General features: G+C 73.3%; 11 protein-coding genes. 4 read left to right on the top strand and 7 right to left on the bottom strand.

From position 1 onward, the window contains the following. Positions 1 to 29: 29 nt before the first annotated feature. The 5 genes from ACZ5OX_RS33830 to ACZ5OX_RS33850 all read right to left on the bottom strand — a co-directional run bounded on the left by ACZ5OX_RS33830 (position 30) and on the right by ACZ5OX_RS33850 (position 4,399). The gene (locus ACZ5OX_RS33830; RefSeq protein ID WP_465635431.1) at positions 30 to 1,019 is read right to left on the bottom strand and encodes a bile acid:sodium symporter family protein; all 990 of its coding nucleotides are present in this window, start codon (positions 1,017 to 1,019) and stop codon (positions 30 to 32) included. A 185-nt stretch (positions 1,020 to 1,204) separates the two neighbouring features. After that, on the bottom strand, positions 1,205 to 1,522 hold the full coding sequence (locus ACZ5OX_RS33835) for a hypothetical protein (RefSeq protein ID WP_465635402.1): 318 nt from the start codon (positions 1,520 to 1,522) through the stop codon (positions 1,205 to 1,207). Then, positions 1,519 to 2,406 carry an isocitrate lyase/PEP mutase family protein gene (locus ACZ5OX_RS33840; RefSeq protein WP_449792657.1) on the bottom strand — a complete coding sequence of 296 codons (888 nt, stop codon included), beginning with the start codon at positions 2,404 to 2,406 and terminating at the stop codon, positions 1,519 to 1,521. Before ACZ5OX_RS33840 ends, ACZ5OX_RS33835 begins: the two co-directional genes overlap by 4 nt. Positions 2,407 to 2,735: 329 nt before the next feature. Continuing rightward, positions 2,736 to 3,614, bottom strand: coding sequence for a class I SAM-dependent methyltransferase (locus ACZ5OX_RS33845; RefSeq protein WP_465635405.1), 879 nt, complete (start codon positions 3,612 to 3,614; stop codon positions 2,736 to 2,738). Between the two features lie 194 nt (positions 3,615 to 3,808). Then, positions 3,809 to 4,399 (bottom strand): PadR family transcriptional regulator, encoded by a 591-nt coding sequence (locus tag ACZ5OX_RS33850; protein ID WP_465635407.1) that lies wholly within the window; start codon positions 4,397 to 4,399, stop codon positions 3,809 to 3,811. A gap of 193 nt (positions 4,400 to 4,592) precedes the next feature. On the opposite strand from ACZ5OX_RS33850, the gene ACZ5OX_RS33855 reads away from it, so the two are divergent. Both ACZ5OX_RS33855 and ACZ5OX_RS33860 read left to right on the top strand, forming a co-directional pair. Then, complete coding sequence (locus tag ACZ5OX_RS33855) at positions 4,593 to 6,011, top strand: MATE family efflux transporter (RefSeq protein ID WP_465635409.1); 1,419 nt, start codon at positions 4,593 to 4,595, stop codon at positions 6,009 to 6,011. Beyond that, on the top strand, positions 5,962 to 6,489 hold the full coding sequence (locus ACZ5OX_RS33860) for a DinB family protein (RefSeq protein ID WP_465635411.1): 528 nt from the start codon (positions 5,962 to 5,964) through the stop codon (positions 6,487 to 6,489). Before ACZ5OX_RS33855 ends, ACZ5OX_RS33860 begins: the two co-directional genes overlap by 50 nt. Here ACZ5OX_RS33860 and ACZ5OX_RS33865 read toward each other — a convergent pair. Together ACZ5OX_RS33865 and ACZ5OX_RS33870 are read right to left on the bottom strand one after the other, a co-directional pair. After that, positions 6,476 to 7,258 carry a hypothetical protein gene (locus ACZ5OX_RS33865; RefSeq protein WP_465635413.1) on the bottom strand — a complete coding sequence of 261 codons (783 nt, stop codon included), beginning with the start codon at positions 7,256 to 7,258 and terminating at the stop codon, positions 6,476 to 6,478. The two genes, ACZ5OX_RS33860 and ACZ5OX_RS33865, sit on opposite strands and share 14 nt — an antisense overlap. Before the next feature lie 136 nt (positions 7,259 to 7,394). After that, complete coding sequence (locus ACZ5OX_RS33870) at positions 7,395 to 7,571, bottom strand: antitoxin (RefSeq protein ID WP_402411854.1); 177 nt, start codon at positions 7,569 to 7,571, stop codon at positions 7,395 to 7,397. A 154-nt stretch (positions 7,572 to 7,725) separates the two neighbouring features. Between ACZ5OX_RS33870 and ACZ5OX_RS33875 the strand changes: the two genes are divergently transcribed. Next, a complete protein-coding gene (locus ACZ5OX_RS33875) occupies positions 7,726 to 9,402 on the top strand; it encodes a M28 family peptidase (protein WP_465635415.1) in 1,677 nt (558 codons plus the stop codon). A gap of 280 nt (positions 9,403 to 9,682) precedes the next feature. Then, entirely contained in the window at positions 9,683 to 11,089 is a 1,407-nt protein-coding gene (gene lpdA, locus ACZ5OX_RS33880; RefSeq protein ID WP_465635417.1) for a dihydrolipoyl dehydrogenase, read from the top strand. The last annotated feature ends 121 nt before the right edge of the window (positions 11,090 to 11,210 follow it).

Raw genomic sequence — 11,210 nt, forward strand, 5'->3', positions numbered from 1 at the left:
CCGGGGCTTCGGCCAGGCTGCGCAGGGGGTCACCCGGGCGCCGGCGGAGCGCCCGGGCCGGTGAGCGCGGCCGGCGCCGGGCCGGGCGGGGCACCGGCCGTCGGTGCCCGCGACCAGCGGCCGGCGAGGACGGTGCCGACGATCAGCTGGAGCTGGTGGTAGAGCATCAGCGGCAGCACCATCAGTCCGGCCTGTGCTCCGAACAGGACGGTGGCCATCGGCAGGCCGTTGGCCAGGCTCTTCTGCGAGCCGCACAACACCGCCGCGATGGCGGCCGGTCGGTCGAGGCCCAGCAGCCGCGCGCCGAGCCCGGTGGCCGCGAGGGCGGCGGCGAGCAGGGCGAGCAGCACCGCGAGCAGCCCGAGCAGGGCCAGGGGAGTCGCCAGACCCCAGATGCCCTGGGACACCGCCGCGCTGAACGCCGTGTAGACGACCAGCAGGATCGAACCGCGATCCACCGGGGTGAGCACCCGCCTGTGCCGGGACAGCGGACCGCCGAGCCACGGCCGCAGCGCCTGCCCGAGCAGGAAGGGCGCGAGCAACTGGAGCCCGATCCGCAGCAGCCCGTCGGCGGACAGCTCGGTGTGCGAACCCAGCAGCCAGGCCGCCAGCAGCGGCGTCAGCACCAGCCCCGCCAGGCTGGAGTAGGTGCCCGCGCAGATCGCCGCGGGGACGTTGCCCCCGGCGGCGCCGGTGAGCGCCACCGAGGACTGCACCGTCGAGGGCACCAGGCAGAGGAACAGCACTCCGGTCTGCAGCGGCCCGGTCAGCGGGACGGGCGTGAGCAGCGCGGTGGCCACGCCGAGCAGCGGGAACAGGACGAAGGTGGCGGCCAACACCAGCCCGTGCAGCCGAAGGTGGCGCAGCCCGGCGAGCGTTTCGCGGGTGGAGAGCCGGGCGCCGTAGAGGAAGAACAGCAGCGCCACCGCGAGGTCGCAGGCCACCTCGGCGACCCGTGCCGAGCCACCCGAGGCCGGGAACAGCGCGGCCAGCCCGACCGTCCCGGCCAGCGCCGCCATGTACGGGTCCAGCCAGCGAGGCAGCAACCTGCGGGAGCGAGGCCCGGGACCGGACGGCGGCGTCGGCGTGCCTTCCCCGCGCGCCCGTTCCCCGAACGCCCCTTCCCGGCGCGCCCGTTCCCGGTTCCTCCGGTCCCCGCGCGCCCGGAGCCCTGGTGGCTGCTCCGGGCGCGCCAGGCGGTCGGTCACGGGCCGTCTTCCGCTGCCGGGCGGACCGTGTGCCCGGACGAGGAACCGGGCCCGATCAGTCCGCCGACCAGCGAACCCGCACCGTCGTGGTCGCTGCCCGCGGAACCGCTGCCGTTCTGGAGGTTGGCCGTCCGGTCGACCTCCAGCCAGGAGTCGGCGTGCGAGTTGTCCACGACCGTGATCAGCCCGCCACCGGCCGCCGCGGGCGACGCGGCTCCCGCGAGCAGGGCGCAGGCACCGGCCAGCCCCAGGGCGGTGGCCCGCAGCGCGGCGGCCGGTGACACCGGCGCGAGCCCGCGCAGCCCGCTGCTCATGCCGTCACCGCCATCAACCCTCGGGAGCGCGAGATGTTCCGCTCCAGCAGCTCGGTGGACTCCCGCACGCCGACCTGCTCCCGGCCCCCGGCCGGGGCCGGCAGCCGCCCGTCGGCGATCTTCAGCCCGGCCAGCGCCTCGTCCATCGCCCGGTGCGCGGCGAACAGGCACGGGGTGCTGTAGATGGCCACGTCCACCCCCAGGGCCGACAGCTCCGAGAGCGACAGCCGGGGCGACTTGCCGCCCGCGATCTGGTTGAACAGCAGGGGCTTGTCGCCGACCACCCGGCGGATCCGGCGGATCCACTCCTCGCTGCGCACGCCGTCCACCAGCACCACGTCGGCGTCGGTGGCGGCGAGCGCCCGGGCCCGGCGCAGGATGTCGTCCTCCTCGGTGGCGTCCGTGCGCGCGACCACCACCAAGTCCGTCCGGTTGGCGAGGACGAGCTCCAGCTTCTCCAGGTACTCCTCCAGCGGCAGCACCAGCTTGCCGTCCGCGTGCCCGCAGCGGCGCGGACGCTTCTGGTCCTCGAGGATCACGCCGGACGCGCCGATCCGTTCGAGCCTGCGCACGACGTGGCAGGCGACCTCCGGATCGACGTAGCCGTCGTCGATGTCGACCAGGAGGTGGTGCCGGGGGAAGGCCCCGCGCAGCCGTTCGACGAAGCCCACCATGTCGGGCCAGGCGATGAAGCCGATGTCGGGCAGCCCGTAGTAGGAGGCCGCGAAGCCGAAGCCCGAGACGAACATGCCGTCGTAGTGATCGGCCGCGATGGAGGCCGAGTACATGTCGTAGACGCCGATCAGCGGCGTCGTCCCCGGGCCCGCGATCTCCGCGCGCAGCCGCTGCCCGGGGTTGTCCGATGCCGTGTTTCCGTGGAACAAGGTCTTCTCCTCACTGGGGATGACTTTGCCTGAACTTGGTGTTCACCAGACCGAACTGAGGTGCCATCACTATGCGCCCTTTAACGTTCCGTGGGCAAATCTTTAAAGGAGATTCCCTCGTTAGAGTGAAATATGGGCGATAATAGGAAAGGCCCAAAAATGTAAGTCCCATAAGCGAGCTGACTCGTCGGCAGTGCGGCGGGACGGGGCCGTCCACGCCAAGCCAGCGCCGGGGCCCGCCCGGTGAGGGGCGGGCCCCGGCGCTGGGGTCAGGATTGTGGTCCGGAGTGCGGTCCGGTGGGGACTCAGGAGTCCAGGGGCTCAGGGGCTCAGGGGTTCGGCACCGGGGGCGCGGCGCGGCGCTCGCGCAGCGTCCGGAGCATCCGCCGGGTGGCCTTGGTCGCGACCGGCGGCAGCAGCTCCAGGGCCAGCCGACGCGGGGCGGAGCGCTGGACCGGAGCCTTGACCTGGTAGTTGAGGCGCATCACCCGGGCGCCGGCGATGGTGTCCTCGTCGGCGGTGTACCCGTCGGCCCGCCAGTCGCGCTCGCGCAGGACCGCCTGGGCGGCCGCCGCGTCGCCCCAGGTGCCGTAGAACTTCATCGGGGTGAGCAGCACCGGCCGCAGCCCGCCGGTGAAGACCGCCTCCCAGACCGCGGCGGCGACGCCCGGGGTGTGCTCGGAGCGGTAGTCGTCCAGGGCGACCAGGCCGTTCTCGGAGAGCGCGGCGCGGGCCACGGCGATGTCCCCGGCGACGTGCTCGTAGAGGTGGGAGGCGTCGACGTGGACGAAGCGGCAGCTGTGCGCCCGGATCCGTCCGTCGGCCAGTACCGCGGTCGGGGCCTGCACTATCTCGGGCAGCTCGCCGTGGAAGGCGAGGTAGTTGGCCTCGAAGGCGCTGCGGGTGAGGGTCTTCCGGTAGGACATGTCCATCTCGGCGGCGTTCTCGGCGTCGCCGGCCTCGGAGTCGAACAGGTCGCAGACCGTCAGCCGCTCACCCGGTCGCAGGTGGTCGCCGAGCAGGACGGCGCTGCGGCCGAGGTAGCTACCGAGTTCCAGGATGTCGCCGGTGACGCCGGCCGAGGTCTGGGCGGACAGCAGGTGGCTGAAGGCGGCTCGGTCGAGGCTGAAGAACCAGCCGGGGATGTCGTCCCGCTTCAGCGGCGCGGAGTGGACTGCGGCCTCGACCGCGGGATCGGCAGTGGGCACGGCGGCCTCCAGGGGGACGGCGGGGCGCGGTGGCGGCTCACGCCGCGGAGGGGATGCCGAGGACGTGAGGCGGATCATCATAGCGATGCCGGGGCCGGGGGGAGCCAGGTGTGGAACGGCCCAAATCCGCTTCTTCGCTCTGCTGTTCGGCAGGGGCGTGCGCCTTTGTTCCCGCCTTCGGTTCGCCTGTCGGCCTAGTGTTCCGAGGGCTTCGGCTCCGCCGGTGTGCCGGGGGTCTCCGAGGGTGCCGCGCCGCCCGGCCGTTCCAGTTCCGCGATGGTCTCGGTCAGCCAGGCCCGCTCGGCGGCCGTGGAGGCCCGGGCGACGAGCAGCATCCCGCGCCGGAAGGGGTTCGGCTCGCGTTCGGCGGTCACCGGCCGGCCCGCCCCGTCGTGGAAGAAGCTGCTCGGTGCGTCCAGGAAGCCCAGTCGGCGGCGGAGGACGGCGGCCTGTCGGGGCGGATCGGCGAGGTGGTGCAGGAAGGCGGTGACGGTGAAGAAGCGGATCTGGTCGGTGATCTCGACCTGCTCCGGATCGGCCAGTCGGCGCAGCAGTTCGGCCCGACCCTCCGCCGTCAGCTCCAGCGTCTGCCGTGGAACGGCGCCGCTGCCCGGTTCGGTGCGCCGGAGCAGCAGCCCGCCCTTCTCCAGTCGGGCGATGGCGGGGTAGAGCGCGCCGTCGCTGACAGGCCGGACGTGGCCGGTCAGCCCGGTGATCCGGGACTTGAGCTCGTAGCCGTGCAGCGGCTGGTCGTACAGGAAGCCGAGGATCGCGAGCGTCAACACGGCTGGAGCCCTTCGGTCGGAGTGCGCCCTGTGGAGCAGCAATGTTACCTCTTGTCGATGTGCCTCTTGTCGATGTACATCGAAACGATCTATCTCTATTCGAGGCTGTGATGGCAGGTCGAGGCGAGCCGAGTCCGACCAGGCCGAGCAGGAGCGCCACAGCGGATGGGCGCCACACGGAAGGGGGAGGGCCATGCGCGGACAGTCGCGCCGGCTCACGGCACTGGCGGTACCCGTTTATGCGGAGCTGTTGTCCGGGGTTGTCGCCTCGGTGATCGGCACGTTCTGGGTGGCCGGTCTCGGCGGGGCCGCGGTCGCCGCCGTCACCCTGGCCGGCACCGTGGAGAACCTGCTGCTCGGCCTGGTTCTGGTGGTCGGCTCCGGCACCAGCGTCCGGCTCTCCCACGCCCTCGGAGCCGGCGACCGGGCCGAGGCCGCCCGCACCGCCCGCGCGGCGGGGTGGCTTTGCGCGGCGGGCAGTGTGGCGCTCGCCGTCCCCGGCTTCCTGCTGCGCGACCGGCTGGCGGGCGCCTTCCTGGACGGCGAGGCCGCCGCGCACGCTGCCGGGTACTTCACCGTCGCGTTCCCGGCGTTCGCGTTCTTCTTCGGCCAACGCGTCGCCGACGAGCTGTTCAAGGGCACCGGCGACACCCGCACCCCGATGCGGATCGCCCTGCTCTCCAACGTCCTGCTGCTCCTCCTCGACCCGCTGCTCATCCTGGGCCCGGGGCCGCTGCCCGCCCTCGGCGTGCCGGGCGCGGCCCTGGCCCTGGCCCTCTCGCGGGCGATCGGCCTCGCCGTCACCCTGCACCTGCGCCGGAGGCCACGAGGATCGGCGGGGCAACCGGCGGAGCGGCGTACGGGGCCGCAGCCGCGGACCGCCAACCGAGCGGCCGGGGGAGTGGGCGCGGCAGCGGTACGGATCGTGCGCGCGGGCGCACCGTTCGGCCTGGACTTCACCGCCCGGATGGCCGTCGGAGCCGCCCAACTCGGCCTGGTCGCAGGCTTCGGCGTCGCCGCGGTGGCCGGGTACGGCCTCGGCTACCGCGTCCTGCTCGTCGTCACCATGGCCTTCTACGCGCTGCGCCAGGCCGCCGCGATCGAGGCCGCCCGCCTGGCCGGCGCGGGGGAGGGCGCCGCGCTGCGCACCCTGAGCCGGGCCACCGGCCGCCTCGCCGCACTGCTCGGCGCGGTGTCGGCCGTGCTCTCCGTGACGCTGGCCGGACCACTGACCGCGCTCTTCACCGAGGACCGGGCGGTGGCCGCGCAGTCCGTCGGCTTCCTGCGGATGGCGGCGCTCTACCTGCTGCCGTACGCCCTGGTGGTCGCCCTCGGTGGGGTGCACCAGGCGGCGGGCGCCGGCCGACCGCTGGTGGTCTCCGTGCTGCTCGGTCTCGGGGCCCAACTCGCCGCCTCGGCGGCCCTGTCCGGGCCGCTGGGAGTGTCGGGGGTGTGGCTCGGCCCGGCGGTGGGCGCGGCCGTGCAACTCGCGCTGCTCGCCGCACTGATACGGTCCCGGTCCGAGCGGGAGACGCGCGGGGGCGTGTGCCAGAGTGGGGGCCATGGCACTCACCCCGGACGGGCGGCCGATCCCGCCCCCGCACGCCGCTGAACGCGCCATGCTGGAGAGCTGGTTGGACTTCCAGCGGGCCACCCTCGCCCGGAAGGTCGACGGGCTCGACGACCGGCAGGTACGGCTGGCGTCCGTCCCGCCGTCCACGATGACCCTGCTGGGCTTGGTGCAGCACCTCGCCGAGGTCGAACGCAACTGGCACCAGCGGGTGTTCGACGGCCGGGAGGTCCCGCCGGTGTACGGCCCGGAGAACGCCGACGGCTACGGGCTGGACCCTGCGCGCGGAATGGCCGAGGCGCTGGCGGACTGGAAGGCGGAGATCGACCGGGGCCGGGAGCTGACCGCGGACGAGTCACTGGACGCGGCCGGCGCGCTCTCCCCGCAGGCCGCGGCGGTGCTCGGCGCGGACAGCGTCTCGCTGCGCTGGATCCTGGTGCACCTGATCGAGGAGTACGCCCGCCACAACGGCCATGCCGACCTGCTCCGGGAGCGCATCGACGGCGTCACCGGCGTCTGACGGCACGGGCGCCGCTCACGGGCGGCGCCACCGAAGAGGCCGACCGGGCACCGGGCCCGCGACCCGGCCGGGCCGCCGCGCGGCGAGCGGCGTCCCCGCGCCGGCCACCACCGCCATGGTCAGCGCGGTCGGCGCGAGCGCCGCGCCGGGGCCGGTACGGCCGGTGGCGGTGGCGGCCAGGGCGATGCCCAGCGCCGGGCCGATGTTCAGCACGGTCGGCTGCAGGCCTCCTCCCGCGACCTCGGCCCGGGCGGCGTACGCGCCGCGGACCCCCCGCGGTGGCGGTGGCCATCACCGCGCCGAAGCCGGTGCCGAACAGCGCGAAGCAGCCGCTGATCGCGGCCGTGCCGGAGCCGGACCCGAGGCCCGCGGTGAGCAGCGCCGCCGTGGTGAGCAGCGTCATCCCGGACAGCACCAGCACCCGTTCGCCGTGACGCTTCGCCCGCCAGCCCGCCAGCCAGACGGAGCCGGGGGCCGCGAGGATCATCGTCGCCGCGAGCGGCACCGCCCGCAGGGCGCTCTGCCAGGGGGCCGGCCCGAGCAGGTCCTGGAGGCAGTAGGTGGCCGGGAAGAGCGCGCCCTGGAGCGCCGCCGAGGCCGCGAGCAGGACGGCGAGCGGCGGAGCGACCGCCGGTGAGCGGAGCAGAGCCGGTGGCGGCAGCGGGTCGACGGTGCGGCGTTCGTGCCGGACCAGGGCCCCGGTGAGGACTCCGGTCGCGGCGAGGCCGAGCAGCGGGCCGGCCGACCAGCCGGAGCCCGGCAGCGTCACCAGGCTCCGCACCAGGCAGGCCAGCGCGAGCGCGAGCAGGGCCGCACGGACGCTGAACCCCGGCCCGACCGGGCGGCCGGGCCGGGGCGACGAGCCGGGCGGACGGCGCCGGGCGCGGCGCCCCGCGGAGTCGCTCCTACTGGGGCGGCTGGTCGCGGAACTGGTTCTTGAGCTGCTCCTGGGTGGCGTCCACCTGACCGCTGTACTTGCCTTCGGTGCGCTGGTCGACGGCGTCGCCCGCCTTGTCGACGGCCTTGTCGGTCTGCTCCTCGTGGCCCTTCAGCAGGTTCTTGAGCTTATCCATCATGGACATCTGGTCACACTCCTGGATGAGAAGCCCCCACCTCTCCAATATCACCGGGCGCGTCGCGGTCCGCATCTCGCAAGGTCTGCGTAAAGGCTTGGCAACGGGATTCCGGTCATGTCGAATCATGACCCTCACGGCCCCGTCGGAAGGAGTTGCCTTGATGCTGCGCACCCGTCGCTCCACCTCCCCGCTCGACCGTTCCACCGCGTACGACCACGTCACCCCGTACGGCCACGACACCCCGTACGACCGCGACACGTCCCCAGGACGCCCGCGAACCGCCGTCACCCGGCGTGGCGCGGGCGCCGCCCTGACCGTCGCCGCTCTGGTCGCCCCGCTGCTGCTGGCCGGCGCCGGCAGGGCCTCGGCCGACCCGGACCCGGCGCGCAAGGGCGCCAAGCTGGCCTCCCGGCTGGTCGAGGCGAGCAGCGCCCGGGACGCGCGGGCCACGCTGGCCGCGCTCCAGCTGATCGCGGACCGCAACGGCGGTACCCGGGTGGCCGGTTCGAAGGGGCACGACCAGTCGGCGCAGTACGTCTACGAGCAGGCGCGGCGGGCCGGGCTCAAGGTGTCCAAGCAGGAGTTCGTGTACACCTTCTTCGAGGCCCGCTCCGAGCACCTCGACGTGCTCTCCCCGAAGGCCGAGTCGGTGCCGGTGATCGCCATGACGTACTCGGTGAGCGGCCCGGAGGCGGGCCTGACCGCGGACCTGGCGGTCGCTCCGGTGAGTGCCACCACGGGCTGCACAGCGGCCGACTACCCGGCGGGCGCCTTCACCGGCAAGATCGCCCTGATCCGGCGCGGCGGATGCACCTTCGCCGAGAAGCAGGCCGCCGCGGCCGCCGTGGGCGCGGCCGGGGCGATCGTCTACAACAACACCGAGGGAACCCTCAACGGAACGCTCACCGAGCCGACGGCGGGGAGGATCCCGACCGGCGGGATCACCAAGGCCGCGGGCGAGGCCCTGGCCGCCGAGGCCGCCACCGGGCCCGTCCGGGTGACGCTGGACATCCGCACCTTCATGGAGCAGCGCAGGACCTGGAACGTCCTCGCGGAGACCCGCGGCGGCGACCCCGACAACACCGTGATGGTCGGCGCGCACCTCGACTCCGTCCCCGAGGGACCGGGCATCAACGACAACGGCTCCGGCACCGCCGGCATCCTGGAGGTCGCGAAGAACCTCAGCGTCCACCCGGTGAAGAACAAGGTCAGGTTCGCCTGGTGGTCGGCCGAGGAGTTCGGCCTCAAGGGCGCCGAGGCGTACGTGAAGTCCCTCTCCGACGCGGAGAAGAAGAAGATCAGCCTCTACCTGAACTTCGACATGATCGCCTCCCCCAACTACGCGCAGTTCGTCTACAACGGCTCGGGCAGCGCCGGCGGCGCCGCGGGCCCCGAGGGCTCGGCGCAGCTGGAGCGGGACATCAACGGCTACCTGGACGGCCGGGGCCTGCCGCACGACCCGACCCTCTTCGACGGCCGCTCCGACTACGGTCCGTTCATCGACGCGGGCATCCCGGCCGGCGGCACCGACACCGGCGCCGAGAAGGTCAAGTCCCAGGAGCAGGCCGCCCGTTACGGGGGTACGGCCGGCGCCGCGTACGACGCCTGCTACCACCAGGCCTGCGACGACCTGGGCAACATCGACATGGGTGTCTTCGACGTCAACATCGACGTGATCGCGAACGCCGTCGGCACCTACGCCTGGGACCTCTCCTCGCTCCACCGGCCCGTCCCGGCCCAGCGCCAGGCCGTGAAGGCGGCGCCCGACGCGGGCGCGACGGGTATGAGAGGCACGAGCGGCACGACCGGCGGGAGCACCCACGGGGTGACGGCCTGACCCCCGGGTGGGGCCGCCGCCGCTGCCGGCCGGCGGGCCCACCCGACCGCCGTACCCGACTGCTCCGTCCGATGCTGTTCCATCCGGGACCTCCCTCCGTCAACGCCCCTGGTGGCTGCGGGTGCGGCCACCGTAGCGGAGGCCACTGACAATCCGGCCGCGGGCCGGTACGGTGCCGCGCGGAGCGCATCCACCGAGACCCGGTGGGTGCGCGGAGCCCGGTCCTGACACCATGGGACCGAGATCACGACACGGTGACATCCTCGGAGGAGTCAGCAACATGAGCACGCACTACGACGTCGTCGTCCTCGGCGCGGGCCCCGGCGGCTACACCGCCGCCGTCCGCTCGGCCCAGCTGGGCCTGAAGGTCGCGGTCATTGAGGCCAAGTACTGGGGCGGCGTCTGCCTCAACGTCGGCTGCATCCCCTCCAAGGCCCTGCTGCGCAACGCCGAGCTCGCCCACATCTTCACCAAGGAGGCCAAGACCTTCGGCATCAAGGTCGAGGGCCAGGTGACCTTCGACTTCGGCGAGGCCTTGCGGCGCAGCCGCTCGGTGGCCGACGGCCGGGTCAAGGGCGTCCACTACCTGATGAAGAAGAACGGCATCACCGAGTACGACGGCTGGGGCACGTTCGTCGACGACCACACCCTCCAGGTCGCGCTGAGCGGCGGCGGCTTCGAGGTCGTCACCTTCGGCCACTGCATCATCGCCGCCGGAGCCACCACCCGCCTGCTGCCCGGCACCAGCCTGAGCGACCGCGTCGTCACCTACGAGGAGCAGATCCTCACCGAGCAGCTGCCGGAGAGCATCATCATCGCGGGTGCCGGCGCGATCGGTGTCGAGTTCGCCTACGTGCTGCACAACTACGGCGTGAAGGTCACCATCGTCGAGTTCCTGGACCGCGTGGTGCCGCTGGAGGACGTCGAGGTCTCCACCGAACTCGCCAAGCAGTACCGCAAGCTGGGCATCGAGGTGCTGACCTCCACCCGGGTCGAGTCGATCGACGACAGCGACCCGAACGCCAAGGTCCGCGTCACCGTCACCAAGGACGGGCAGCAGCGGGTGCTGGAGGCCGACAAGGTGCTCCAGGCGATCGGCTTCGCGCCGCGGGTCAACGGCTACGGCCTGGAGAACACCGGGGTCAAGCTCACCGACCGCAACGCCATCGCGGTGGACGGCCGCGGCCGCACCAGCGTCGAGCACATCTTCGCGATCGGCGACGTGACCGCCAAGCTGATGCTCGCGCACGCCGCCGAGACCATGGGCGTGATCGCCGCCGAGACCATCGGCGGGGCGGAGACGATGGAGGTCGACTTCGTCATGATCCCGCGCGCCACCTACTGCCAGCCGCAGATCGCCTCCTTCGGCTACACCGAGGCCCAGGCGCGCGAGCTGGGCCACGACGTCAAGGTCGCCAAGTTCCCGTTCACCGCCAACGGCAAGGCGCACGGCCTCGGCCACCCGATCGGCTTCGTCAAGGTCATCAGCGACAACGAGCACGGCGAGCTGCTCGGCGCCCACCTGATCGGCCCCGAGGTCACCGAGCTGCTGCCGGAGCTGACGCTGGCCCAGCAGTGGGACCTGACCGTCCACGAGGTCGCCCGCAACGTGCACGCCCACCCGACCCTGGGCGAGGCGGTCAAGGAGGCCATCCACGGCCTCGCCGGGCACATGATCAACATGTGACGCGGCCGTCCCGGGCAGATGCGTCGGGGGGGGGGGGGGGGGGGGGGGGGGGGGGGGGGGGGGGGGGGGGGGGGGGGGGGGGGGGGGGGGGGGGGGGGGGGGGGGGGGGGGGGGGGGGGGG

It is taken from the genome of Kitasatospora sp. NPDC032121 (genome assembly GCF_055580145.1).

Coding starts and splice junctions, on each gene's coding strand:
- ACZ5OX_RS33830 (WP_465635431.1), bottom strand. CDS start 1,019: ATGGCGGCGCTGGCCGGGACGGTCGGGCTGGCCGCGCTGTTCCCGGCC.
- ACZ5OX_RS33835 (WP_465635402.1), bottom strand. CDS start 1,522: ATGAGCAGCGGGCTGCGCGGGCTCGCGCCGGTGTCACCGGCCGCCGCG.
- ACZ5OX_RS33855 (WP_465635409.1), top strand. CDS start 4,593: ATGCGCGGACAGTCGCGCCGGCTCACGGCACTGGCGGTACCCGTTTAT.
- ACZ5OX_RS33860 (WP_465635411.1), top strand. CDS start 5,962: ATGGCACTCACCCCGGACGGGCGGCCGATCCCGCCCCCGCACGCCGCT.
- ACZ5OX_RS33870 (WP_402411854.1), bottom strand. CDS start 7,571: ATGTCCATGATGGATAAGCTCAAGAACCTGCTGAAGGGCCACGAGGAG.
- ACZ5OX_RS33875 (WP_465635415.1), top strand. CDS start 7,726: ATGCTGCGCACCCGTCGCTCCACCTCCCCGCTCGACCGTTCCACCGCG.
- lpdA (WP_465635417.1), top strand. CDS start 9,683: ATGAGCACGCACTACGACGTCGTCGTCCTCGGCGCGGGCCCCGGCGGC.